A 25344-nucleotide genomic window follows, 5' to 3' on the forward strand; every position below is an offset into this window, starting at 1 on the left:
GATCGTGGTGGTCCGCACCGGAGGCTTCGGCGGACTGACCCGGGTCTGGAGCACCCAGGTGAGCACTGAGGAGGCCGAGCGGGAGTGGCTGCCCCTGCTGCAGGAGGTTCCCCCGGAAAAGCCCGCCGGTGCGGACCGGTTCATGTACGAGATCACGGTGGGCCCGGCCGCCGTGACCCTGCCCGAGCACTGCGTGCAGGGCAAATGGCGTGACTTGGTGGAACGCGCCCGGGAGGGCGGCGAGCAGGAGTGAGGCCCTGCAGTCATCCGTTCTTCCGAAGATCCTCAGCCTCCGCCTGCCGCCTTCGACGGCGCAGCATCAGCGGGAGAACGGTGAACAGGGCAATGGTGACAGACACCAGCGTCGAGGGCCCGCGAACGATCCAGTCCTCCGCCAGATCGGTCCAAAAACCCGGTTCAGGGTTCTCCGGCAGGATCATCGCCAGCGCAAACGGGATGATCACCAGGAGCACGAGGATGCCCGCAACGTAGAATCTCCCCGCCTTACCTGCCCACAGCCGACGCCACACACCGCGCATTGTGTAGTAGCCCGCGGGCAGCTCACTGGCCGGCACTATCCTGTTCCCGGTCATCTTTTCCCCCTGGTCGCTGTCGGCAAACATGCCCAAGATACCGTCGAATTCGGTGCGGCCCGGGTTCCATGTAAAGTAGTTTTTTGTGCCGGAGGACTTCGGCGCTGCGGGCGTAGCTCAATGGTAGAGCGCTAGCTTCCCAAGCTTGATACGCGGGTTCGATTCCCGTCGCCCGCTCCACGGTGGAAGACCCCCGGAATCAGTGTGATTCCGGGGGTCTTTCTGTTGCGGGAGGGGCTTGCAGCGGAGGCTATACTTGCCCCGATGATCCGCTCCGCGTCCCGGCCCGCAGATGCCGCACCCCCAGTCCTCCGCCTTATTGCACCGGCCCCCGCTCCGCGCCGGCTGCCCCGTACCGCAGACAGCCGGTAGAGGCCGGTGCTGGGGGTACTGACCGGGTTCGCCGTTGTCTGGATCATCATTTTGGTGGGCTACCTGATCGGGCGGCTGGACGTCCTTGGATCCAATGCGCAAAACGTCCTGAGCCGGCTGGCGTTCTTTGTAGCCTCACCCGCGCTGCTGCTGGTAACCCTGAGCGACGCAGACCTGCACACCGTTTTCTCCCTGCCGCTGCTCGTTGCCGCGGCCAGTGCCTTCGGGACAGCCCTCGTTTTTGTCCTGTGCACCCGCTGGTGGCTGCGCCGGCCGCTGCCCGAAGCGCTGATCTCCGCGATGTCCTCATCACTGGTCAACGGCGCCAACCTCGGCTTGCCGATTGCCGTCTATGTCCTGGGCGACGCCGCATACATTGCGCCCGTCCTGATCTTCCAAATGGCGTTCTTCACCCCGCTCTTCCTGATGCTCATGGACTCGGCCACGAGCGGCCGGCGGACTTCGCTGCTGACCTTCCTGGCCCAGATCGTGCGCAATCCGATCATTATCGGCACCCTGATCGGACTGGTCCTGGCCGCCACCGGCACTGCGCTGCCCGTCATCATCCAGGAGCCCGTAAGCCTCATCGGCGGAGCCGCGGTCCCGGCCATGCTGCTTGCCTTCGGGATCTCGCTGGTGGGCTCGCGGCCGTTGACGCGCGACGGCGGGCGCCGCACCGACGTCGTTCTGGCCACCGTGTTCAAGCTGGGACTGCAGCCGCTCCTCGCCTATGCGCTGGCGCGGTTTGTGCTGGGCATGGACGGGCACCTGCTGTTTGCCGTTGTGGTCACCTCGGCCCTGCCCACCGCCCAAAATGTCTTTGTTGCAGCCAGCCGCTACGGAGAGGGCGTCCTCGTGGCGAAGGACACCGTCCTGATCACCACCATCATGTCGCTGCCCGTGCTGGTACTCATTGCCGCCCTCCTGACCTGACGTTTCACTGCGGACACCCCCCTTCCGCAGTGGCGAAATTCACACCTAGGGCATAGTGTCTTTTGGAAGGCTGCTCAGCGTGCAGTCCCGCGGAAGCAATGGGGCCCCGTCGCCTGATTCGGGCCCCCGAAATCCGCGCCTACGACGAGGTGGAGGCACTACACCGATGCCAACGGACGCAACACATTACGGCCGGCCCGGCAAGAGGGCACGGACAGCGGCAGGGCTAGCCCTCGCCGTCGGCGCCACACTGCTGAGCGGCTGCGCTTCCTCGGAAGGTCCGCCCGTCCTCACGTGGTACATCAACCCCGACGACGGCGGGCAGGCGGCCATCGCGAAGATCTGCTCCGACCAAGCAGACGGGGCCTACACAATTGAGACTTCGCTGCTGCCCAGCGACGCGGGCGCGCAGCGGGAACAGCTCGCCCGGCGCCTCGCTGCCGGCGACGACACCATGGACATCATGAGCCTGGACCCGCCGTTTGTTCCTGAGCTCGCCGAACCTGGCTATCTCGCACCGGTGCCGGAGGACGTTGCTGAGCGCACCACCCAGGACGTGGTTGAAGGCGCAGTGACAGGTGCCAAGTGGAAAGACAAGGTGGTGGCCGTTCCGTTCTGGGCCAACACCCAGATCCTCTGGTACCGGAAATCCGTAGCCGCAGCGGCGGGCCTGGACATGACCCAGCCCGTCACTTGGCAGCAACTCATTGACGCAGCGGAAAGCCAGGGAAAGTACCTGGGCGTCCAGGGCGCACGTGCGGAGTCCATGACGGTTTGGGTTAACGCCCTCATCGAATCCGCCGGCGGCACCATCGTGGAAAACCCCGATGCCCCCGCAGACGAAATCAAGCTGGGCCTCGATTCAGAGGCCGGGACACAAGCGGCGGAAATCATTTCCACCATCGGCAAGGCAGGCCTGGGCGGCCCCGGTTTGCCCACCCAGACCGAGAACACCTCCATGATCCAGTTCCAGGGCGACCAGGGATCCTTCATGGTCAACTATCCCTTTGTCTGGCCGGCCACCAACGCCGCAGTGGAGGCCGGAACGCTGCCCTCCGACCTGATCGACGACATCGGATGGACCCTGTATCCGCAGGTCAACGCCGGCGAGGAAACTGCTCCGCCGCTGGGCGGTATTGATCTTGGGGTCGGCTCCGAAAGCAAGCACCAGGACCTTTCTTACCAGGCTATTGAGTGCATCGTCAGCCCGGACAACCAGTCCCTGTACTTCACGTCCAACGGAAATCCGCCGGCAAAGACGGAGGCGTACGACGCAGCCGGCGTGTCGGAAACGTTCCCGATGGCGGACACCATCCGTGAATCCCTGGAGCTGGCCAAGCCGCGCCCGCAAACCCCGTACTACAACGAGGTTTCAACCGGCATCCAGCAGACATGGACCCCGCCAAGCGCGGTTAATCCGGACACCACGCCGGCGACCAGCGCCGAGTTCATCCTTCAGGTCCTGAAAGGGGAGAAGCTGCTGTGAGTACTTCCGTAGAAGCTCAGCGGGGAGCACCACCCGCGCCGAAGCCGGCTAAGCCCCGACTGAGTGACCGGGCCCGGTCCGAGCGGCGGCTCGGGCTGTTGCTGGCGGGCCCGGCCTTCGTCATCATGCTGGCGGTCACGGCCTATCCGATTCTGCTTGCTGTATGGGACTCGTTGTTCAAGTACCGCCTGACCGCTCCGTCGGACCGGGAATTCATCGGCCTGGGAAACTACTCGGTCATCCTGACCGACAGCGTCTTCTGGCGGGATCTGGGAGTAACGCTCCTGATCACGGTCATCACCGTTGCCGTCGAACTTGTCCTGGGCTTTGCCCTGGCCCTGGTCATGAACAGTGCTTTGAAAGCAGTGCGAGGCTGGCTTCGCACCGCCATCCTCGTCCCCTACGGCATCATCACGGTGGTGTCGGCGTTTGCCTGGTTCTATGCCTTCGACATCAATTCCGGGTATATAAACCACTGGTTCAACTGGGTGCCGGGCATCAGCCCGGACCTGAACTGGTTTGCCGACGGCCCCACCGCCCTGTTCGTCATCATCGCGTCCGAAATCTGGAAGACCACGCCGTTCATTTCCCTTCTGCTGCTGGCCGGCCTGGCCCAGGTTCCCGGGGAACTGACGGAAGCAGCCGAAGTGGACGGCGCCACCTGGTGGCAGCGGATGGCACGGGTGATTCTCCCGAACATGAAGGCCGCCATCATGGTTGCAGTCCTGTTCAGGGCGCTGGACGCCTTCCGGATTTTCGACAACGTCTACATCATGACCAACGGCGCCTACGGGACGGAAGTCCTGTCACTGCTGGCGTACCGCACCTCAATTTCCCGCCTGGAGATCGGAATGGGCTCCGCCATTTCGGTGCTGCTGTTCCTGTGCGTCATCATCATCTGTTTCATTGCCATCAAACTGTTCAAGGTGGACCTCACCGGTGCACGAGGGGGTAACTAATGAAAGCCTCACCCGTCCGTCGGAGACTCGTCTGGACCATCATCTCGATTGTGGTGATCGTCTACGCACTGTTCCCCGTGGCTTCCATTTTGGCCACGTCATTCAAAATCCCCAGCGACCTCACCTCGGGAACCTTCCTTCCCAACACCTGGTCCTGGAGCAATTACGAGGAAATCCTGGTGGGCGACGCCCAGGACCTTTTCCTCTCGGCACTGCGCAATTCCATCGGCATTTCCCTGATTGCGACCTTCGTTGCCGTGGTCCTGGCGACACTGTGTGCCTACGCGATTGCACGGCTCGATTTCCCGGGAAAGAAGCTGATCCTGACCACCGCACTGGGCGTCTCGATTTTCCCGGTCATTTCCATCGTGACCCCGTTGTTCAACCTCTGGCGCACCATCGGTTTGTATGACACCTGGCTTGGCCTGATCATCCCCTACCTGTCGCTGACGCTGCCAATCTCCATTTGGACCCTGTCCGCGTTCTTCCGGCAGATTCCCTGGGAACTGGAACAGGCTGCACAGGTGGACGGGGCCACTACCTGGCAGGCCTTCCGCAAGGCGATAGTCCCGCTGGCCGCACCCGGCGTTTTCACCACGGCAATCATTGCGTTCTTCATTGCCTGGAACGACTTCGTGTACGGCATTTCGCTGACCTCCACCGATGCGGCCAGGCCGGTTCCCGCGGCCTTGGCGTTCTTCACCGGCGCCTCCCAGTTCGAAGAGCCGACGGGCGCCATCTCGGCGGCCGCAATCATTGTCACCATTCCCGTTGTCATACTGGTGCTGGCGTTCCAGCGCCAGATCGTCTCCGGTCTAACCCAGGGCGCAGTCAAGGGCTAGTTCCTTTCGTCCGGTCGAAGAAAAGGATTTACTCTCATGGCATCGATCACCCTCAACCACCTCGTCAAGAAGTACGGAGACGGTTTCCCGGCCGTCAATGACGTCACCCTGGACATTGCGGACGGTGAGTTCATCATCCTCGTTGGCCCCTCCGGCTGCGGAAAATCCACACTGCTGCGGATGATTGTCGGTTTGGAGGACATTACGTCCGGAGACCTGCTGATCAACGGGCAGCGCGTGAATGACAAAGCGCCCCGGGACCGCAACCTGGCCATGGTGTTCCAGAACTACGCCCTGTATCCGCACCTGACGGTGTACGAGAACATCGCGTTCCCGCTGCGTCTGGCCAAGGGGAAGTACACCGACGAGCAGGTGAACAAGCTGGTACGGGATGCCGCCGCCACATTGGAATTGACGGAGCACCTGGACCGCAAGCCGGCCAACCTCTCGGGCGGCCAGCGGCAGCGGGTTGCCATGGGGCGCGCAATCGTCCGCCAGGCGGATGCCTTCCTCTTTGACGAGCCGCTGTCCAACCTGGATGCCAAGCTCCGCGGACAGATGCGCTCGGAGATCTCCCAGATGCAGCGCCGTCTGGGCGTCACCAGCGTCTACGTGACCCACGACCAGACCGAGGCCATGACCCTGGGCGACCGGGTTGCCGTCCTGAAGAAGGGCATCCTGCAGCAGGTGGCCTCTCCCCGTGAGCTGTACGAGCAGCCCATCAACCTCTTCGTGGCAGGCTTTATCGGTTCACCGTCAATGAACTTCCTGCCGGCGACGCTGGACGGCAACATCCTGCGGACAGCGGTGGGCGACCTCACGATTCCAGCGGAGAAGGCAGAGAAGGCAGCCGGAAAGAAGATTGTGCTCGTGGGCCTGCGACCGGAATTCTTCGAGGATGCCAAGTTTGTGGACGAGGCCAAGCGCCCGCACGGATCGCACTTCACGGCTCCGATCAGCCATACGGAATGGCTGGGCAACGAGCAGTACGGATACATCCCCTTCCACCCGGACCCCGAGGTGAAGGAACTGCTGGACAACCTGGCCCGGGACATGGACGCCGACGAGCTGCGCCCGCAGATCGTCGTCACGCTGGACGCCGCTTCCCGGATCCGCGGCGGCCGCGACGCCGAACTGTGGCTGGATACCCGCAAAGTGCATCTGTTTGATCCGGAGACCGGAGATAACCTGACCCGTGACGCACGTGCCGGAGCGGAGTTGACCGAGGAAGCGAACGCAGCACGGGCTGAAGAAATTGCCATGGCCCGCGAGAATGATGCGGTCACGAGCGGCGCCGATTCGTAGCAGCCGCACAATGAAAGCCCGGGCCGGCGGAATTGCCGCTGGTCCGGGCTTTCAATGTTCCGGCCTGCATGCCTTTAGCCCGGTATTGTTTGAGCAGTGCACGGAACAACTCCAGTAATCAAAGCGTTGGCCACCTGGCTGCTCGCGGTAATGCTCACCATCGGTGCTGCTGCGGTAATTATCCATTTCGTCAACGCCGATGTTTACGGGCCGGAGCAACAGGTGGTCAGCTACCTTGAGGCGCTGCAGGATGGCGACGGAGAGCGCGCACTGGGTTTGCTGGGCGCCAAGGTCCCGAACTCCAACGCAGTTCTTTTGGATGATGCCGGACTGTTGGCTTCCACAGCCGGTTTGCAGGTCCTGGACGTTTCAGAGGCGGATCGCTCGGCTAATGACCGGGCGGACGTCCGGGCCAGGTACACACTGGGCGGTGAAGAACGGGAGAGCAGCTTCCGCCTCACCCGCACGGATAAGCAGTGGCTGTTCTTTGACCGCTGGTCCTTTGCCCCCTCCACGCTTCCCACGGTGACCGTGACGGCGGCCAGCCAGCGGGAAGCCACCGTCAACGGCGTCCGGGTTGCCCTGCCCGCCGAAACCACCACCTTCGCAGCCTTCTACCCCGCCCGGGTGGAGGCGTCCTACACCTCGGAGTTCCTGGCCGCACCTGCGACATCGGGGATTGTGGGTTCTCCCGCGGACACCGTTGACCTGGTTCTGTCCACGGAGGCAACCGAGGCCCTGAAGAGCGCGGTGGATGCAGAGGTTCGGGATTTCCTTGACGGCTGCACCAGCGCGCGGGACCGCCTCGCTCCCCCGGGCTGCCCCTTCTTCCACTTCACCGACAATCAGGTACAGCCGCCCATTGTCTGGGAAATCACGGAGTATCCCACCGTGGACATCAGGAACGTCGCCGGCAAATGGGTCCTCTCACCGCTGAACGGGAAGGCCCGGCTCACCGCCACGCAGACCGACCTTTTCAGCGGTGTTAAGAGTCCGCTGACAGTGGAAAAAGAGTTCAGCTTTGCGGCCCGGCTGTCCATGGGCTCCGGCGAAGTCACCGTCACTCCCCTCATCGACTGATCCCGCTGCCGCGAGCTAGCAGAAACGGCGCTTCCCAGCCCTGGGAAGCGCCGTTTCTGCTTATTTCGGCGGGATGGAGGAGCGGCTAGTCGAGTCCGCGCAGGTCCAGGGTCAGCGCCGTGTCTCCGGCGGCGTCAATCGTCACCGGAATGCCCCAGTCCTGCTGGTACATGTGGCAGGCCGCGTGATCCGGGATTTCCCCGCCGGGCTCGCCGTCGCAGGCCGCCGCCCGGGCGGTGATGTGCAGGACACCGCCGGCAACGGAGTCCGACAGCACCAGTTCACGGGTCAGGCCGGTGGAGGTTCCGCCGCCCGAAACCAGCAGCTCCTCCGGGGACGAGGAGATTTTCAGCTGCGTGGGGTCGCCCCAGCGGTCATCGAGCTTCTGGCCCTTCGGCGCGGCAAACCGGACGGACAGGCCCACCGGACCGGCCGCCATGGGACTGGCCGGGCGCTGCGTCTGGCGCGCTCCCTCGTCCACAGACTGTGCTTCCTTGGGGATCGCCACGCGTACCAGTTCGTGCTTGTTGGCTTCCACCACCACCAGCAGAGGCTCTCCGGTGGTGGTGTCCACCAGGACGCCGGAAGGCTCCGACAGACCGCGGGCAAGGGTCGATACGGTCTGCGTTACCGGGTCATAGCGGCGGACCGCACCGTTGTAGGTATCAGCGATCGCCACGGAACCGTCCGGCAGCACCGCAACGCCCAGCGGGTGCTGCAGCCGCGCTTCACCGGCGGCGCCGTCGCGGAAACCGAAATCGAACAGCCCGGCGCCGACGGCGGTGCTGACGGACACCCGGGTGTCGCCGTCGTCGCCGGTGAAGCTCAGCCGGCGCACTGCCGATGTTTCGGAGTCGGCCACCCAGATGTTGCCGGCAGCATCTTCGGCAAGGCCGGAGGACTGGGCAAACCAGGCCTCGCTGCCGTCTCCGTCCAGCAGGCCTTCCAGCCCGGTCCCGGCAAGAATGCCCACCGCGCCGGTGAGCGGATCAAAGGTGAAGATCTGATGGGTGCCGGCCATGGCCACCACCAGCCGTCCCAGCACCGTGGACCAGGTGAGGTCCCACGGGGAGGACAGTGAAATCTCCAGCGCATCGGTCCCGAGGAGAGCCGGTACGGTTTCCGTCCCGGCCACACCGCCCGGAGCCGCTGTGCGGGACTCGGAAGGATGATCATCACCCGGAGTGCGCTTTGCCTGGTTTCCGGCGTCCAGGAGGCGCTGAACACCGTTTCCGGCCACGGTGGTCACCATCCCGGAGGACAGGGACACCCCGCGCAGGCGGTGGTTAACCGTGTCCGCGACGACGACGTCGTACCCCGCCTGCTCGGCCACGGCGGCCGGCAGGACTGCCACGCCCTGGGGTTCGTTGAAGCGTGCGGTCTCGGCAGTGCCGTCGCGCCAGCCCTTGGTGCCGTCGCCGATCACGGTCCGTACCGTGGTGAGGTCTGATTCCAGTTCCACGAGCCGGTGGTGGCCGGTGTCCGCGACGAGGAAGCTCCCGCCGGGCAGCGGAACTGCCTTGCCGGGGAAACGCAGGTTCCCGGCAGTGGGCTCGGCCGGCACGTACGGACCGTCGCCGCGGTGCAGGGTGCCCTTGGCCTCGTGTTCGGCTACGAGCTCGCTGACCAGGGATTCCAGACCTGCCGCATGGCCTTCACCGGAGAGGTTGGCCACGATGTAGCCCTCGGGGTCCAGGACCACCAGGGTGGGCCAGGCGCGTGCGGCGTAGGCCTGCCAGGTGAGCAGCTCGGGGTCATCCAGGACCGGGTGGTGGATCTCATAGCGCTCCACGGCCGCAGCGAGGGCCACGGGATCCGCTTCGTGCTCAAACTTCGGCGAGTGGACGCCCACGGTCACCAGGACGTCGGAGAACTTCTCCTCCAGCGGCCGGAGCTCGTCCAGGACGTGAAGGCAGTTGATGCAGCAGAAAGTCCAGAAATCCAGGAGGACGATCTTTCCGCGCAGGTCTTCCAGCCCAAGCTGGCGGCCGCCGGTGTTGAGCCAGTTGCGGCCCTCAAGCGCTGAGCCTCGCACCCGGTATCCGGCACGCACGGTTTCAGTCATTAACGATCTCCTTCAGAGCTGCTGGCATCCCGCTTGGCCAGATTGGCGAACATATCGTTGTAAGCATTCAGCTCCGCATCATTATTCCGCTCGGCCGCCCGGTCTTTACGCCGTGTTTCGCGGGCGTCCGTCCGTGACCACTGCAGCGCGACGCCGATCGCCACCATGACGGTGGGAATTTCACCCAGTCCCCACATGATCGATCCGCCCAGCTGCTGGTCCTCAAGGACGCCCAGCCCCCAGTCCCGGCCCATGTTCCCGAAGTAGGAGGCTTCGATCAGCGAAGTGCCGCCCATCACCGCCACCCCGAAGAAAGCGTGGAAGGCCATGGTGGCCAGCAGGATGACCAGGCGCAGCGGATACGGTGCCCGGTAGGGCAGCGGATCGATGCCGATCATGGTCAGGACAAAGATGTATCCGGTCAGCAGGAAGTGGACCACCATCAGCTCGTGGCCCACGTGCTGGCGCAGGGCAAAGCCGAACAGCTCGGAGTAGTAGAAGATCACAATGGAGCCGGCAAAGTTCACCGCGGCGAAGATGGGGTTGGTGACCAGCTTGGAGAACCAGGAGTGCACCCCGACGAGGATCCATTCGCGGATGCCGCGGGTGCCGTCTCCGCGCGGGGTCAGCGCCTTCAGTGCCAGGGTCACGGGGGCTCCGAGGACCAGGAACAGCGGAATGACCATGGTCAGGGACATGTGGGCCAGCATGTGGGTGCTGAACAGGACCATGCCGTAGACGGCGGGAGCACCGGATGTGACGTAGGTGAGTCCGGCCAGACCCACCAGCCAGCACAGGCCGCGGACCACGGACCAGGAGTCGCCGCGGCGCCGGACCTTGATCATGCCGGCAATGTAAGCGACAGCCAAAGTCAGCACAATCGCCACCCACAGCCAGTCCCAGCGCCACTCGGTGAGGTAGCGCTGCGTCGTCAGTTCCGGCGGAAGGTCGTAGCCGGTGAGAATGCGTGCCGGAGAGGCATCCGTCGGGAGTTCCTCCGGCCGCGGCGTTGCGGTGCGGCCCAGCGCCACTGCCACACCCGAGACGGCGGCCATGATCAGCAGCTCCACGCCGATCAGCTGCCAAAGGATGCGCTGGGCGCCCTTTGACCGCGGTCCGCCGTGTTCGCTGGATCCGGCCGCGGAGCCGGGAACCTTGGCCGGCAGCTGCGGAATAATCCAGCGGCGGTGGAGGAATCCGATGACGCCCAGGATCAGGGTCGCCGCTGCCTTGAAGATCACCAGTTGCCCCCACTCGGAGTTCAACTGGGACAGTGACGTGATGCGCAGCGAGGCGTTCACGATGCCTGAAAGGAAGACCAGCACGAAGGCAAAACCTGCCAGCGCGGAGTAGCGGCGCAGCACCACTCCGGTGATGGGGCCAAGCTGGCGTGAAATGACGGCGAGCACAATGAGCCCGCCGATCCACAGGCAGACTCCGGCCAGATGCAGGCCAATCGAGTTCACGGCTGCACTGTGGTCGTCGCCGCCGGCCGAGTGGCCCACCAGGGCAATGGGAACAATGGCCCCGAAAGCGAGCACGGCCGTGGCCGCCAGGGCGTTCAGGGACCGCACACCGAAGCACAGGGTGGTTACCACTGCCGCAATGATGCTTACGGCCAGCCAGGCGCGGCCGGTGGAAAAGTCAGTAAGGAATGATCCCAGCCCCTGCGTGTAGGTGGCGTCCGCGCTCAGCGGCAGCCCGGAGACGTCCGAGTAGGTGAACAGCAGCACCGCCACGGCGGACAGCGTCCAGACGCCGGATGCAACCCCTGCCAGCGACATCGTCCTGGCAAAGGCCGGATGCTCCGGTTCATCCGCCCGGACCTTGCGGGCACGGGAGAGCTTCAGGGATTTCGGCAGGATGGCCACTGCAAACACCAGCGAGCCGATGACCGCTGCCATGGCACCGTTCTGCACGGCCTTGGCAACGGGCAGGGCCCAGCGGGTCAGCGCACCGGGATCGGAAAGCTCCTGCGCCGCGGCGGCACCGGAGAAAAGCAGCGCAGCCGTCAGCGCGAGGATCATGACGGCGGCAGCGGCAGCCAGCCAGCCGTTGCGGACGGCAGGGGCGGCCTGCGGAGCGCCGGGGGCCGGGCGGGTGTTCTTCGCCGTCCGCTCGGCGCCAGCGGTATCGGTGTTGGCAGTTTTAGGCACGTTACCTATTCTCTACCCGCGGTAGAAATTTGGGCGAATTGCGCAAAAAAGGCCGGCGCCCCCAGGCGCCGGCCTTGCCTCCGGAGAGGTTACTTCTTGGTGGAGACGGCAGCCTTCAGCTTGGAGCCGGCGGTCAGCTTGACGCTGTGGCCGGCGGGGATCTGAATGGTTTCGCCGGTCTGCGGGTTGCGGCCGGTGCGGGCAGCGCGGTCAGTGCGCTCGACTGCGAGCCATCCGGGGATGGTGATCTTCTCGCCGTTGGCAACAGAGGTTGCGAAGATGTCGAAGACAGCGTCAAGAACGCCGTTCACTGCGGTCTGGCTGTTGCCGGACTTCTCTGCGACTGCGGCAACAAGTTCACTGCGGTTCATAGCCAATTTATGTCCTCCTGGACTAGGTGTTAGCTCGAGCGGATCACGGATGCGAAACCGCCACTGTTGGAAAACTTACCAGTCCGACCCGGAAAATCAGGAAAAATCCGCTGTTTTTAGCGGTTTTTTCCGCTTTTAGCCCACAAACCGGTGCCATTTTCCCCTTCCGGCCTTCTAGTCTGCTTCCCAGCAACGGCGCGGAATTTGCGTTCCTCACCCAGCCGGGGGCCCGGACGCGCAAAAAGGGCGGCAACCCGAAGGTTGCCGCCCTTTTCAAAGCGGGATAAGCAGTGCTTACCAGCTGGACTTCTTGACGCCCGGCAGTTCGCCTGCGTGGGCCATGTTGCGGAAACGCACGCGCGAGATACCGAACTTCTGGAGGGTACCGCGGGGGCGGCCGTCAATCTGGTCGCGGTTGCGAAGGCGAACCGGGGAAGCGTTGCGCGGCAGCTTCTGCAGGCCGAGGCGTGCAGCTTCGCGGGCTTCGTCGGTAGCGTTAGCGTCTACCAGGGTCTTCTTCAGTTCGAGGCGCTTTGCAGCGTAGCGCTCAACAACGACCTTGCGCTGCTCGTTGCGGGCAATCTTGGACTTCTTTGCCATTCTTAGCGCTCCTCACGGAATTCGACGTGCTGGCGGATCTTCGGGTCGTACTTCTTCAGGACCATGCGGTCCGGGTCGTTACGACGGTTCTTGCGGGTCACGTAGGTGTACCCGGTGCCGGCGGTCGACTTCAGCTTGATGATCGGACGTACGTCCTTGTCCTTAGCCACTAGAGCTTCACACCCTTCGCGATAAGGTCAGTGATGACGGCGTCGATACCGCGCACGTCGATCGTCTTGATGCCGCGGGCCGAAACCTGCAGCGTCACGTTGCGGCGCAGGGACGGAACCCAGTAGCGCTTCTTCTGAATATTCGGGTCGAACCGACGCTTGTTGCGGCGGTGCGAGTGCGAAATGCTGTGACCAAAGCCGGGGATGGCTCCGGTTACCTGGCAATAAGCTGCCATGATCTCTCCTCCAGTTGTAGTAAATATGACGGTCCTCAAAAAACAGACACAAGGCCAAAGCGCCTAAGCACCTGCCATAAAGAGCGTCCCGCCACCAGTTTTGACACCGTTATTACTGCGACTTTCCGGAGGTTGACCTGGCGGGGTGAGATCCAGCCGAAGTGCCTCGCCGCGGGGAAGACGGTGAAGTTCAGGATGCCAAGCAGTATCTGCCGGGACAGCCTTCAATTCTAGGTTTATACGGGTGGCCGCGCAAATGTCCATTGTCCCTCTGTGGAAGCGGGCCCTCTGAACACAGGCGCAACTTAACGCCTCTCCATCCTAGGGGCAACCCGGCTTTCATTCAAACCGGGGGGATACTGTACCCGGCAAAGGTGCCTGACCTCACCCTCAGGACGACGACGACGGCTTTTCCACCGCTCCGTCCGCCCCGACAACCACCACCGCAGCATCCGGATCCAGCTCTGCGCCGTTCAGTTCGGTGCCGCCGCCGATCACGGCGCCGGCATCCACGATCGCGTTGCGGAGCTTAGCCCCGGAGCGGATCCGCACGTCGCCCAGAATCACGCAGTTTTCCACCTCGGCACCGGCTTCCACCAGGGAACCGGGGCCCAGGACGCTGCGGCGGACGCTGCCCTCCACCCGGGAGCCCGGCGCGAGCAGGCTGCTGGAGACCCTGGCGCCTTCGCCGGCGAAACCGGGCAGCCGGCGCGGCGCCGCGCTGAGGATCGGCCACCGCGGGTCATCGAAGTTCAACCCCCGGCCGTCAATGAGGTCCATGTGCCCCTGGTGGTAGCTGCGCGGCGTGCCCATGTCCCGCCAGTAGCTGTCCAACCGGTGTTCGGCTACTTTTTCGGTCCGGACCAGGTAGGGAATCAACTGGTCGCCATAGTCTTCCAGCTGGCCGTCCCTCTCCATCAGGTCATCCATGGCCTGCAGCAAAACGTTGGCGTCATAGAGGAAAATCTCCGCGGCGACGAGGTCAGACTTCGGGTTCTCCGGCTTGTACTCAAAGCCCCTGACCATGCCGTCCTCCACCTGCACCACCCCGTGGTCGGAGGGATTATGGCGAATCTTCGTGGTCACCACCGTGAGCGCAGCTTTGGTCCGCTCGTGGGTGTCCAGGACGTCCCGGTAATCGAGCCGGTAGAGGTGGTCCGCGCTCAGGACGAGGACCAGGTCAGGATCATATTCCCGGATGTAGTCGGCCTGCCGGTAGAGCGCGTCTGCGTTGCCATCGGAAAAACCTTCGCCCTCGCCGCCCTGGTAGGGCGGCAGGACCCGCAGGCCTCCGTTGGTTCGGTCCAGGTCCCAGGGACGGCCGCTGACCAAGTGGTCGTTGAGGGATTTCGGCTTGTACTGCTCCACGATCCAGACATCGGTCAGGCCGCTGTTGTGCAGATTGGACAACGGAACGTCAATCAGCCGATAGGAACCGGCGACTGGCATGGCCGGCTTGGCACGGTGGTCGGTGAGCGCACCGAGGCGCCCGCCTGTTCCGCCGGCAAGGATGATGGTCAGAATTCGGGGGGCGTGCATGGGGGATTACCTCTCGAAGGGGGCGGTAGTCTCTCTGCTGTCCTTCAAGGCTAACAAATGCCGTTATCCGGATTGTTGTCCTCAACGATGCTGTTGCCCGGCTCAATCCGGCTCAGGATGCGGCGGCCAATGCGTTCAAGGTCCGCCACATCCCGCGCGTCCAGTCCGTCAAAGACAAGGTTCCGCACTGAGCGGACGTGGTCGGGAGCGAGCTGCTCCAGGGCCGCCATGCCCTCGTCCGTCAGAGATGCGGTCGTAACGCGCGCATCATCCGGAGACGGAGAGCGTTCCATCCAGCCGCGGCCTTCCAACTTCTTGACCACATGCGAAAGCCGGGACAGTGATGCGTTGGACCGGGCGGCCAATTCACTCATCGGCAGGTTCCGGTCCGGAGCCTCGGACGTCATCGCCAGGACATGGTAGTCAAAGAGCGTGATCCGGGACCGCTTGAACAGCTCAGCGTCCAGCGTGGGATTGAGCCGTGTGGCCAGGGCGTACAGCGCGAGCCACGCCCGCCGTTCGTCGGAGGACAACCAGCGGACGGGGGTTGGCTCGCTTGTGTTCATGCTGCCATTCTCCCATGCGTGGTTGAGCCTTCAATGAAGGGCGGACGCGGCTCCCGCTGTCTCTGCTATTTGTCGGAAACGGCGGCTACGGTGTCGAACGGCAGGGAATCGACGTCGAGCCGGGGGTTTTCGTCCTGGGTCGCCACCAGTTCCCGGGCCTCGGCGGGCGTGTCCACGCTGGGCATGGAGCCGGGCATGGGCCGGTTGGCGGATTCCCGCATGACGTAGACCGCCACGGCGCCAACCACGGACGTTGCCATCAGCCAGAATGCCGGCATCAGGTCGTTGTCCGTCAGGTTGATCAGACCCTGCATAATCAGCGGCGCAGTGCCGCCGAAGATTGCCACCGCGAAGTTGTAGGAGATACCCATGGCTCCGTAACGGCTTGCCGTGGTGAACAGGGCCGGAAGCGCGGAGGCAAGGTTGGAGACGTAGAACGTTACGGGCACGGCCAGCAGCACCAGCCCCAGCAGGGTGGACCAGACCGGGCCCATGGCGATCAGCAGGAACGCCGGGACCGCCAGTACAATGGTGGAACCTGCACCCATCAGCAGCACCGGACGGCGGCCAATGCGGTCCGACAGCTTTCCGCACAGCGGAATGCACAGTGCCATCAGCACCAGGACGGGGATGGTCAGGAGCGTACCGTGCAGCGGATCGTAGCCCATGGAATCCGTGAGGTAGGACGGCATGTAGGACGTGAGGGTGTAGCCCACGGTGTTGGCAGCGGCAACGAGCACCATGGCCACCAGGATCGGGCGCCAGTAGAGGCCGATCATGGCCAGGGTGCCGGGAGGTGCCGTTTCACTCTGGGGATTGCCTGAAGCCGCATTTTCTTCCTGCGCATCCAGGGTTGCCTGGAACGCCGGGGATTCTTCGATCTTCAGCCGGAAGTACACGGCAATCAGCCCCAGCGGGCCGGCGATGAGGAACGGAATGCGCCAGCCCCAATCCAGCATGGTTTCCTCGCTGAGGGAGAGCTGCATGATGGAGACCACGCCGGCACCGAGGGCGAAGCCCATGTAGCTGCCCAGGTCCAGGATGCTGGAGAGGTAACCGCGGCGCTTGTCCGAGGCGTATTCCGTGACAAAGGTAGTGGCACCGGCATACTCGCCGCCCGTGGAGAAACCCTGTATGAGCTTCATCAGGATCAGCAGGGCCGGAGCCCACATGCCGATCTGGTCGTATCCGGGCAAGAGCCCGATCACGAAGGTGGAAGCTGCCATCATGATCAGCGTTACGGCCAGGATCTTTTGGCGGCCCAGCCGGTCACCGAGGCGGCCGAAAACGACTCCGCCCAGGGGACGGGCCAGGAAGGTGGCAGCGAAAACGCCAAGGCTGAAGATCAGCTGGGCGGAGGCGTCGGCCTCGGAGAGGAAAACGGCACCCATGGTGACGGCAAGGTAGCCGTAGACACCAATATCGAACCATTCCATGGTGTTGCCGACAACGGTGCCGCCAACGGCTTTTTTCATCATCGATTTGTCGACGACGTTCACGTCATCGACCTTCAGTCGCCGGCGCCTGAGGACAGGACGGCGCACGGTGGGTGCATCTTTAGGCATGGTGGCTTTCTTTCCTAGAAGTCAGCTGCGTGTATCGGAAGCAACCGGCCATACGCCGCAAAAAGGCGTCAGCAGACCAACAAGTTTAGGAAAAACAGCGGGGGTTGCCGAATTATCAGCACGCCTGGACCGATTTGAGCGCACTCATTCGGAGGTAAACTCCACGAATTTACGGGGCTGGCGGGGAATTCTGTGAAACACCTCACCATAACCGTTTTCAGCCCGTTAAAAACCCGATTCAGGAACGCACGGGAACCGGCAGATGCACCGGAACCGGGTACTTGGGCGAGAGGTTGTCCCCCGAGGAGACCCCCCTCAGCCGGCGGCCCACCCACGGTCCCAGATACTGCTTGGCCCACCGGGCGTCCCGGCGCAGCTGATCCGCCCGGGTCCGGGCCGGCAGCTTGTCCAGCTCCGGCACATCAATGGCATCCGTGGACCGCAGGACCTCCAGGACTTTCTTGGCGGTCAGCATGTGTCCGGCGGGGGACATGTGCAGCCGGTCGACGTCCCAGTACCTTTCGTCCTGCAGTTCCTTCATCCGCCAGTAATCCACCAGTTCCGCACCGCGGCGGTCAACAGCTTCTCGCACCAGCTCGTTGTACAGAGCCGTACGTCCCCTGGTGGCCCCGAAGACGGGGGCGCGGCCGGAGTCGAACCCGGTGAACACGAGCACAGCGGCACCGGAGGCGCGCAGGGCTGCTATCCCGGCGTCGTACGCGTCCACCAGGGCATCAATGTCCACTTTGGGCCGCAGGATGTCATTACCGCCGGCGTACAGGGTCACCAGGGTGGGCTCCAGGGCGAGGGCGGCGTCGATCTGCTCCGCGAGCACCTGGTGGAGTTTCTTGCCGCGGATTGCCAGGTTGGCGTATCCCCAGGACTCGTCGGCAAGGATCAGCTGTTCGGCCACGCGGTCCGCCCAGCCCCGCACGCCGTTGGGGCGGGAATCATCCCAGTCCCCCACACCTTCAGTGAAAGAGTCGCCCAGGGCAACGTATCGAGAAGTAAAAGTCACTCCCACAGGGTACAAGCCGATTCGCTACTTTCCGCATCCGCCCCGGGCCGGCGCCAAGGCGGATTAGACTCTGAACAAGCCGTACCGCAGCAATCAAAGGAACCCATGGCCAGCTCATCTGCCCAAAAGCGCCAGCGTGTCGCCGTCATCGTCAATCCCATCAAGAAAACGGATGTGGACATCCGCGCCCTGGTGGACGGAATTTGCCGGGACGAAGGCTGGGACGAGCCGCTCTGGCTGGAGACTACTGCGGAGGATCCCGGCCGCGGCATGGCTCGCCAGGCGCTGGAAGCCGGCGTTGATCTGGTGATTGCCGCCGGAGGCGACGGCACGGTGCGCTGCGTCGCCGCGGAGCTGACGGGTACGGACACTCCCCTGGGCCTGCTTCCCCTGGGAACGGGAAACCTGCTGGCCCGGAACCTGGACATTGCCGTGGATGATCCGGCAGCCGCCGTCACGGCCGCCCTGACCGGAACTGACCGCAATATCGACGTCGTCCACGTCACGCTGGACCGTGCGCTGAAAGGCGATGTCTTCTTGGTCATGGCCGGTCTTGGCTATGACGCGGCCCTCATGGGCGACACGAATGATGCGCTCAAGGACCAGGTGGGCTGGCTGGCTTACGTGGATGCCGGCATCCGCAACCTGCCCGGCAAACCCGTCAAGAGCACCATCCGGATGGACGGCGGGAAGGAAATTCACGGCTATCCGCGCAGCGTCATGGGCGGGAACTGCGGAAAGATCATGGGCGGACTTGAAATCTTCCCCGGCGCCCGGATTGATGACGGGCTGCTGGACATCATGACCATGGCCCCCAAGGGCCGGCTTGGCTGGCTCGGCGTGATGGCAGGCCTGCTGCGCCGGGGCAAGGGCAAGCAGGCGTCGGTGGAGTATTACCAGTGCAAGGAAGCGGAAATCTTCACGGAAATCCCGCAGGAGTTTGAGGTCGACGGCGACAACCTGGGTAAGGCTTCCCACGTGGCCTTCCGGGTGGATCCCAGCGCGCTCCGGGTCCGCATGCCGCAGGGACCCAAGGATCCTGCCATCCTCAGCAACCCGCAGGTCTAGCAAACGCACGGAGCCGGCCCCGAATGCGGGGCCGGCTCCGTGCGTATATGCAGTTTCAGGAATGTGCCGGTGAGGGAGGCGCAGCCTAGAGTCCCAGCCAGACAGCGGGATCCTGGTATTCCTCGTTCAACAGCACTTCAAAGTGCAGGTGCGGGCCGGTGGAGTTCCCGGTGCTGCCAACGGCGCCGATCACTTCGTTGAAGCCCACTTCCTGGCCCACCTCAACCCAGATTTCGTTGAGGTGGTTGTAGGTGGTCTGCACGCCGTCTCCGTGGTCCACCACAATGCGCAGGCCCCCGTACTGGTGGTACTCCGCGTAAACCACGGTCCCCGGGGCGGTGGACTTCACCGGGGTGCCCAGAGCGGCGCCGAAGTCGATTCCGGTGTGCCATTCCAGGGCACCGTTGCCCAGCAGCGGGTTCTCCCGCCAGCCGAACGGAGACGTCACGCGCAGGGAGTCCAGGGGTACGGAGGCGGCTTCCTCTGCAGGTTCCGCAGCCGGTTCAGCCGCAAGTTCCGGAGCAGGTTCAGCCGCAGGTTCCGCAGCCGGCTCCGCAGCCGGAGCTTCCTCCGCCGGCGGAGCAGGCTGGGCGTTCTCTTCAGGGGCCGGCTGTGCCGGAGCCAGATCCGTCACTATTGCTGTCCGGTCCAGGGCCAGTGCGTTCTGGGACGCTTCAGCGGTCCCCAGAACCACCGAGCCCAGTGCGAGCACTGTGCCCGCACTCAGGGCACAGGTCCTGCGGACCGGGTCGGACATCCGGTGCGGATTCAGCTGCGTTGCCAGATTCGAAACGCGTTCCCGGAGTTCGGACAGAAAGTGCGGGGTCTGCAATGAGTATTTCGTAATCCATCACCTCTGAGCAGTTGTCGGCCAAGGGGTAGTGAAAGGCAAAATCTCTATGAGGCGGGAGCCCTGCTCCCAGCGGTTTTAACTTTAAGACCGGGCACGGGGCAATTACACAAAAATGTGAGCAATTACCGGACCCTCGCAGATCCGCGTCACAGCGGAGCTTTCCGGCAGCGGCAGGCTTAGAGCACTACGACTCGGCGCGCCCGCTGCGCCAATACCCCATGAACGCAACCTGTTTCCGGTCGATTCCGGCTTCGGTAACCAAGTAGCGGCGCAGCCCGCGGACCACTGCGGCTTCGCCGGCAATCCAGGCATAGAACGGCAGCGCCCCGGACGGGGTATGCGGGTTCGGCGTTCCCTGCACCGCTGCCGGAGTCAGCCGCTGCGGGGTCTCCCAGAGGATGGTTTCATCCACGTTGACGTCTTCAATCTGAGGCCGGGGCGGCACCGGCGCTCCGTCCACGGAAGCCCAGCCCGGCAGGACGACGGCGTTGCGGACGGCGGCCTCGAGCAGTTCGCCGTGCGGCCGGGCGCCGCGGGGCAGCCAGGTCACCTCCACGGCGGATTCCGTGGATACCGGCTGTTCGTCGGTTCCGGAGGGAACCTCCAACAGCGCGTGCCCGGTGATATCTGCGGGCAGGGATTCCAGGATTGCGGTGATGGCCGGAACTGCGGTTTCATCCCCGGCGAGCAGAATGTGGCGTGCCATGCCCGGCCGCCATTCAATGCCGCCGTAAGACTCGGCGGTGACGCAGTGGGCAGCGTTGGGGCCAATAATGCTGACCCGGTCCCCGGGTTTCGCGTCGGCGGCCCAGCTGGAGGCAGGACCGCCCCGTCCCTGCTCATCGAAGTGCAGGACAAAATCCACGTCGATTTCGGGTTCCGCACCGGAGCAGCGGGCTGCCCGGACCGTGTAGGTCCGCATGGAACCCCTGACGGCCGCATCCAGCTGCAGCCAGTTCCGGTACCAGGAGGTGTCGCTGCAGTCGAACTCCGGCACGGGGATCTGCCGGCCGTCGGTGCCGATGGAGGGCACCACCACTTTGATCCGCAGGTCATGGGTCAGCCCCTGCACGCCGAATTCCGCCAGGCAGGACCCTGCAAAGGTGATGCGCTGGAAGTTTTCGCTGAGCCGCTGGATCCGGCGTACTTCCACATCGAAGCACATCACGGCTCCCGTACTTGAGGCACGGCGGGCCTTGCGGGGTGCCGCAGTTGCTCCGGTGCGGATATTGACCTGCGTCACGATGCGGCCTCCAGGCGGGTTTCTGATTCGGGTTCGGGGCGGGCGTCCTGCGGGTTGGGCAGATAGCCCACGGGTTTGGGCGGTTCGGTCTCCGCGCGCGGACGCGCATGGTGGCGGCCGAGCGGCACCACCATGGGGGTTCCGGAGACCGGATCTTCAATGACCCGGGATTCAAGGCCAAATACGTCGCGGACCAGGTCCTCGGTCAGGATGTCCGCCGGCGCACCCTGGGCAGCAATGGAGCCGGACTTCATGGCAATCAGGTGATCGGCGTACCGGGCGGCAAGGTTCAGGTCATGCAGGACGATTGCCACAGTGGTGCCCGCCCGGCGGTTGAGGTCCGTGACGAGATCCAGCACCTCAATCTGATGGGTGACGTCCAAGAAGGTGGTGGGCTCGTCCAGCAGCAGGATCTCCGTCTCCTGGGCCAGGGCCATGGCAATCCACACCCGCTGGCGCTGGCCGCCGGAAAGCTCGTCCACGTTCCGTTCAGCCAGGTCCAGGGTCCCGGTGGCTTCCAGCGCGGCGGCGACGGCGTCGTCGTCGTCGGGCGTCCACTGGCGGAACCATCCCTGGTGCGGATAGCGGCCCCGTCCCACCAGGTCGGCCACGGTGATGCCGTCCGGTGCGGTGGGCGTCTGCGGCAGCAGGCCAAGCGTGCGGGCCACCTCTCGGGCGGGCCGGGCATGGATGTCGCGGCCGCCCAGCAGCACGACGCCGCCGGCCGGCTTGAGCAGGCGTGACATGCCCCGCAGCAGAGTGGATTTTCCGCAGGCATTGGCCCCGACGATGATCGTGATCCGGCCGGCGGGCAGAGTCACGGACAATCCGTCCACGACCACGCGCTCGCCGTAGGAAAGCACCAGATCCCGGGCACTCAGGGTGTTGTCGTTGGGTTTTGTGCCCATCTCAGCCTCCTCGGCCTACGCGGTTGGCGGTGACCAGCAGCCACAGCAGGAACGGGGCGCCGAGGGCACCGGTCACTACCCCCACGGGCAGTGATATTCCGGGTACCAGATTGGCTCCGGCAAAATCGGCCGCAAGAACGATCACCGCTCCCACCAGGGCTGATACGGCGAGGGAGTTGCGCCCGCCCAGCAGCCGGCGCGCAATGGGCCCGGAGAGGAACGCAATGAAGGAGATCGGCCCGGCAGCGGCGGTGGCCACGGCAGCCAGTGCCACTCCGGCGGCGAGCAGTCCCAGCCGTGACGCTTCCACCCGCACGCCCAGGCCTGCCGCTGTGTCATCACCCAGTTCAAGTCCGCGCAGCTGCCGCGCCAGGACCGCAGCCGCGGGGAGCAGGACGACCAATGCCGCGGCCAGGGGAACGGCGCGGTCCCAGCTGCTGGAGTTCAGGGAACCGTTCAGCCAGATCAGCGCCTGGGACGCAGTCCGCACGTCGGTGCGCGTCATCAGGAAGGTCACGATGGACTGCATGACGGCCGCGAACCCGATGCCCACCAGGATCAGCCGGTAACCGGCCGCGGCGCCGCGGCGGGACAGCAGGTAGATGGCCAGCGCCACCACCAGTGCCCCGCACAGGGCAGCCAGCGAAACCGTACTCCCGGCGGCACCGAAAACCACAATGGCCGTTACTGCGCTGGCGCTGGCACCGTAGCTGATGCCGATGATGTCCGGGCTGGCGAGCGGATTGCGCAGCATGGTCTGGAAGATGCTGCCGGAAATCCCGAACGCGGCGCCCACCATGAGGCCGATGACGGCCCGCGGGAGCTTGCTCTCCATCACGATGAAAGTGGCGCCGGGAATCTGTTCCCCGCCAAGGATCCGGAAAAAATCGGGGATGGTGACGGTGTAGGTTCCCAGCAGGATGCTGACGGCAAAAAGGATGACGACGGCGGCGGCCAGGACCGCAGTTACGGTGTGGCCGCGGCGGAGGGACCGGCGGCGGGCCGCCCGGACCAGGGCCGCTCCGGGCCCGGCATCCGTACGCCTGCGGGCACCGGATTCCCCCGGCGTTCCCGCCTGCTTCAGCAGCGCGCTCACAGCTGGGCCTGCTTCCGGCTGCGGACCAGCCAGATGAAGACCGGGGCGCCGATGATTGCGGTCATGACCCCCACCGGAACTTCACCGGGGGGCAGCACCAGACGGCCGATGATGTCCGCCGCGATCAGCAGCACCGGTGCCAGGACCAGGGAAAAGGGAAGGATCCACCGGTAGTCCGGGCCGGTCAGGGAGCGGACCATGTGCGGGATAACCAGCCCCACAAAACCAATGGGTCCGACGGAGGCCGTGGCGGCGCCGCACAACAGCACCACTCCCAGCGCAGTGACTGCGCGGCTGAGGCCCACCCGCTGCCCCAGTCCGCGGGCCAGGTCATCGCCCAAAGACAACCCGTTCAGTGCCCGGCCGGCGCACAGGGTAATGACGGCGCCAACCGCGAGGAAGGGAGCGACGGCGGTGATGACGTCCCAGCCCCCGCCGGAGAGGCTGCCCGCCTGCCAGAACCGGAAGATGTCCAGCGTCTGCTGGCTGGAGACCAGCACTGCGCTCATCAGTGAACCGAGTCCGGCGGACAGTGCGGCACCGGCCAGGGCAAGTTTCACCGGAGTGGCTCCCTCCCGGCCCAGACTCGCCACGGTATAGACCAGGACGGCGGCCAGTGCCGCCCCGGCCAGCGCAAACCAGACATATCCGAGGAAGGTGGAAACTCCGAAGCCGTAGATGCCGAGCACCACAAAGAACGCCGCCCCGGCATTGACGCCAAGAATCCCGGGATCCGCCAGTGGATTTCGTGCCACGCCCTGCATGGCGGCACCGGCGAGTCCCAGCGCTCCTCCGGCCAGCAGACCGAGCACGGTGCGGGGAATCCGGGACAGGACCACCGCGTGGTCGCCGTTCGCCGGGTCGTTGGCGGTCAGGGCGTCAATGACGGTTCCGAAGGGAAGAGCGCGGGCCCCGAAGGCAACCGATGCCAGGCAGGCCAGCGCCAGCAGACCGAGGGAGGCGGCCAGCAGGGCCAGCCGGCGGCCGTTCCGGGCAGGCCCTGACGGGGACGGCACTTGCCGCGCCGGCGCCCCGGACCGAATGTTCTGCGGTGCCGGTGCGGGGGAGCTGATGTTCACGCCCACGGCGGCACCTCCTTAAGACGGAATGGTCTTAAGTAAGGCTAACCTACGGTCGCGGCGCTTAAGAAACATTTCTGTGCCCTATTACCGTCCGGCTGACGTAATAGCCGCAGGACCGGTTGGACTCAGAGTGCTCCGTGCCCCGGAGCGACCTGTTCACCCTCGCGCACCGGTCCCGGAGGCGTTCCGTCGCCGAACGGCCGGCCGCCGAGCTGCTCGCGGTGGTGTTCGGTCAGCCAGCCGGACAGATCCGGGCCCTTGGGCACGATCCCGGTGGGGTTGATGTCCTCGTGGACGATGTAATAGTGGGCTTTGATCTGCTCAAAATCCACGGTGTCCCCGAAGCCCGGCGTCTGGAAGAGATCCCGGGCGTAGCCCCAGAGATTCGGCATTTCCGTGAGCTTGTTCCGATTGCACTTGAAGTGGCCGTGATAGACCGCGTCAAACCGCACCAAGGTGGTGAAGAGGCGGACATCGGCCTCGGTGATCGTATCCCCGACAAGGTAGCGCTGGCGGGAGAGCCGGTCCTCGAGCCAGTCCATTGCCGCCCACAGGCGGTCGTAGGCGGCGTCGTACGCTTCCTGGGATCCGGCGAAGCCGCAGCGGTAAACACCGTTGTTGATCTCGGTGAAGACGCGCTTGTTGACGGCACGCATCTCCTCCATGTGCTCCGCCGGCAGCAGGTCCGGAGCTCCCTCGCGGTGGAAGTCCTTCCACTGCGTGGAGAAGTCCTCGGTAATCTGCGGGAAATTGTTGGTCACCACGGCTCCGCTGGGAATGTCCACGATGGCCGGAACGGTAATGCCGCGGCTGTATCCGGGCGTGCGCCTGAAAAAGGCTTCCTGCAGGCGCTCAATACCCAGCACGGGATCCCTGCCGTCCGGATCCAGGTCGAAAGTCCAGCTGCGGGCATCGTGGGTGGGCCCGGGGGTTCCCAGCGAGATGGCGTCTTCCAGGCCCAGGAGCCGGCGCACAATGATGGTCCGGTTGGCCCAGGGGCAGGCCCGGGCAGCGATCAGCCGGTACCGCCCCGCTTCCACCGGATAGCCGTCGCGGCCGTCGCGCGTGATCCGCGTTTCGATGTAGTTGGTGTCCCGGGTGTATTCCGTTCCGCCGGTGACATACGCTCCGCGCGTGCTGAACTCCGAGCCGTTGTCCTGGTCTGTTGCAGTGCTGTCAGCCATGGGATTTCCCGTTCTGGTGCGTGCTTCGTTCTGGTACTCAACCCTAACGGCGCC

General features: G+C 64.6%; 25 protein-coding genes and 1 tRNA gene. 9 read left to right on the forward strand and 17 right to left on the reverse strand.

Annotated features, from left to right (window positions below; translation table 11 throughout):
• The first annotated feature begins 7 nt into the window (after positions 1-7).
• The gene (locus AC4D2Q_RS03615) at positions 8-253 is read left to right on the forward strand and encodes a protealysin inhibitor emfourin (protein ID WP_490945023.1); all 246 of its coding nucleotides are present in this window, start codon (positions 8-10) and stop codon (positions 251-253) included.
• A 10-nt stretch (positions 254-263) separates the two neighbouring features.
• Here the strand turns inward: AC4D2Q_RS03615 and AC4D2Q_RS03620 are convergent, their stop codons facing one another.
• On the reverse strand, positions 264-593 hold the full coding sequence (locus AC4D2Q_RS03620; RefSeq protein WP_490945025.1) for a hypothetical protein: 330 nt from the start codon (positions 591-593) through the stop codon (positions 264-266).
• A 106-nt stretch (positions 594-699) separates the two neighbouring features.
• Between AC4D2Q_RS03620 and AC4D2Q_RS03625 the strand changes: the two genes are divergently transcribed.
• The 7 genes from AC4D2Q_RS03625 (at position 700) to AC4D2Q_RS03655 (ending at position 7570) form a co-directional block, all read left to right on the forward strand.
• A tRNA-Gly gene (locus tag AC4D2Q_RS03625) sits at positions 700-773 on the forward strand.
• A gap of 198 nt (positions 774-971) precedes the next feature.
• Complete coding sequence (locus AC4D2Q_RS03630) at positions 972-1898, forward strand: AEC family transporter (RefSeq protein ID WP_490945027.1); 927 nt, start codon at positions 972-974, stop codon at positions 1896-1898.
• Between the two features lie 166 nt (positions 1899-2064).
• Positions 2065-3384 carry an extracellular solute-binding protein gene (locus tag AC4D2Q_RS03635; RefSeq protein WP_490945028.1) on the forward strand — a complete coding sequence of 440 codons (1320 nt, stop codon included), beginning with the start codon at positions 2065-2067 and terminating at the stop codon, positions 3382-3384.
• Positions 3381-4343, forward strand: a complete 963-nt coding sequence (locus AC4D2Q_RS03640; protein ID WP_490926157.1) for a carbohydrate ABC transporter permease — start codon at positions 3381-3383, stop codon at positions 4341-4343. Before AC4D2Q_RS03635 ends, AC4D2Q_RS03640 begins: the two co-directional genes overlap by 4 nt.
• Entirely contained in the window at positions 4343-5185 is an 843-nt protein-coding gene (locus AC4D2Q_RS03645) for a carbohydrate ABC transporter permease (protein WP_400930865.1), read from the forward strand. The genes AC4D2Q_RS03640 and AC4D2Q_RS03645 overlap by 1 nt, the downstream gene beginning before the upstream one ends.
• Positions 5186-5221: 36 nt before the next feature.
• Positions 5222-6490, forward strand: coding sequence for an ABC transporter ATP-binding protein (locus tag AC4D2Q_RS03650; protein ID WP_490945030.1), 1269 nt, complete (start codon positions 5222-5224; stop codon positions 6488-6490).
• Between the two features lie 96 nt (positions 6491-6586).
• On the forward strand, positions 6587-7570 hold the full coding sequence (locus AC4D2Q_RS03655) for a hypothetical protein (RefSeq protein WP_490945032.1): 984 nt from the start codon (positions 6587-6589) through the stop codon (positions 7568-7570).
• 85 nt (positions 7571-7655) lie between these two features.
• Here the strand turns inward: AC4D2Q_RS03655 and AC4D2Q_RS03660 are convergent, their stop codons facing one another.
• From AC4D2Q_RS03660 to AC4D2Q_RS03705, 10 genes are all read right to left on the reverse strand, one after another.
• Positions 7656-9635, reverse strand: a complete 1980-nt coding sequence (locus AC4D2Q_RS03660) for an NHL domain-containing thioredoxin family protein (RefSeq protein ID WP_490945034.1) — start codon at positions 9633-9635, stop codon at positions 7656-7658.
• Entirely contained in the window at positions 9635-11662 is a 2028-nt protein-coding gene (locus tag AC4D2Q_RS03665; protein ID WP_490945699.1) for a bifunctional copper resistance protein CopD/cytochrome c oxidase assembly protein, read from the reverse strand. The genes AC4D2Q_RS03660 and AC4D2Q_RS03665 overlap by 1 nt, the downstream gene beginning before the upstream one ends.
• Before the next feature lie 218 nt (positions 11663-11880).
• Complete coding sequence (locus AC4D2Q_RS03670) at positions 11881-12168, reverse strand: HU family DNA-binding protein (protein WP_104053170.1); 288 nt, start codon at positions 12166-12168, stop codon at positions 11881-11883.
• A 288-nt stretch (positions 12169-12456) separates the two neighbouring features.
• On the reverse strand, positions 12457-12762 hold the full coding sequence (rpsN, locus tag AC4D2Q_RS03675) for a 30S ribosomal protein S14 (protein WP_400930857.1): 306 nt from the start codon (positions 12760-12762) through the stop codon (positions 12457-12459).
• Positions 12763-12764: 2 nt separating this feature from the next.
• Positions 12765-12932, reverse strand: a complete 168-nt coding sequence (gene rpmG / locus AC4D2Q_RS03680) for a 50S ribosomal protein L33 (RefSeq protein ID WP_013602737.1) — start codon at positions 12930-12932, stop codon at positions 12765-12767.
• Positions 12932-13168, reverse strand: coding sequence for a 50S ribosomal protein L28 (gene rpmB, locus AC4D2Q_RS03685; RefSeq protein WP_104053173.1), 237 nt, complete (start codon positions 13166-13168; stop codon positions 12932-12934). The genes rpmG and rpmB overlap by 1 nt, the downstream gene beginning before the upstream one ends.
• A gap of 390 nt (positions 13169-13558) precedes the next feature.
• Entirely contained in the window at positions 13559-14707 is a 1149-nt protein-coding gene (locus AC4D2Q_RS03690) for a glucose-1-phosphate adenylyltransferase family protein (protein ID WP_490945036.1), read from the reverse strand.
• Positions 14708-14757: 50 nt separating this feature from the next.
• Positions 14758-15273: a MarR family winged helix-turn-helix transcriptional regulator gene (locus AC4D2Q_RS03695; protein ID WP_490945038.1), complete on the reverse strand. Its 516-nt coding sequence runs from the start codon at positions 15271-15273 to the stop codon at positions 14758-14760.
• Between the two features lie 65 nt (positions 15274-15338).
• The gene (locus AC4D2Q_RS03700; RefSeq protein WP_490945040.1) at positions 15339-16838 is read right to left on the reverse strand and encodes an MFS transporter; all 1500 of its coding nucleotides are present in this window, start codon (positions 16836-16838) and stop codon (positions 15339-15341) included.
• A gap of 238 nt (positions 16839-17076) precedes the next feature.
• Complete coding sequence (locus AC4D2Q_RS03705) at positions 17077-17856, reverse strand: SGNH/GDSL hydrolase family protein (RefSeq protein ID WP_490945042.1); 780 nt, start codon at positions 17854-17856, stop codon at positions 17077-17079.
• Positions 17857-17961: 105 nt separating this feature from the next.
• Here AC4D2Q_RS03705 and AC4D2Q_RS03710 point away from each other — a divergent pair, with 105 nt between their 5' ends.
• Positions 17962-18924, forward strand: coding sequence for a diacylglycerol/lipid kinase family protein (locus AC4D2Q_RS03710; protein ID WP_490945044.1), 963 nt, complete (start codon positions 17962-17964; stop codon positions 18922-18924).
• An 85-nt stretch (positions 18925-19009) separates the two neighbouring features.
• Here the strand turns inward: AC4D2Q_RS03710 and AC4D2Q_RS03715 are convergent, their stop codons facing one another.
• The 6 genes from AC4D2Q_RS03715 to AC4D2Q_RS03740 all read right to left on the reverse strand — a co-directional run bounded on the left by AC4D2Q_RS03715 (position 19010) and on the right by AC4D2Q_RS03740 (position 25290).
• Positions 19010-19756 (reverse strand): M23 family metallopeptidase, encoded by a 747-nt coding sequence (locus AC4D2Q_RS03715; protein ID WP_490945046.1) that lies wholly within the window; start codon positions 19754-19756, stop codon positions 19010-19012.
• Between the two features lie 205 nt (positions 19757-19961).
• Positions 19962-20942 carry a siderophore-interacting protein gene (locus AC4D2Q_RS03720; protein WP_490945700.1) on the reverse strand — a complete coding sequence of 327 codons (981 nt, stop codon included), beginning with the start codon at positions 20940-20942 and terminating at the stop codon, positions 19962-19964.
• 74 nt (positions 20943-21016) lie between these two features.
• Complete coding sequence (locus AC4D2Q_RS03725; RefSeq protein ID WP_490926146.1) at positions 21017-21928, reverse strand: ABC transporter ATP-binding protein; 912 nt, start codon at positions 21926-21928, stop codon at positions 21017-21019.
• 1 nt (position 21929) lies between these two features.
• Positions 21930-22943: a FecCD family ABC transporter permease gene (locus AC4D2Q_RS03730; protein ID WP_490945701.1), complete on the reverse strand. Its 1014-nt coding sequence runs from the start codon at positions 22941-22943 to the stop codon at positions 21930-21932.
• Positions 22944-23020: 77 nt separating this feature from the next.
• Complete coding sequence (locus tag AC4D2Q_RS03735; protein WP_490945702.1) at positions 23021-24040, reverse strand: FecCD family ABC transporter permease; 1020 nt, start codon at positions 24038-24040, stop codon at positions 23021-23023.
• 191 nt (positions 24041-24231) lie between these two features.
• The gene (locus tag AC4D2Q_RS03740) at positions 24232-25290 is read right to left on the reverse strand and encodes a glutathione S-transferase family protein (protein ID WP_490945048.1); all 1059 of its coding nucleotides are present in this window, start codon (positions 25288-25290) and stop codon (positions 24232-24234) included.
• Positions 25291-25344 lie beyond the last annotated feature (54 nt).

This window comes from Arthrobacter sp. TJ-178, assembly GCF_058269275.1.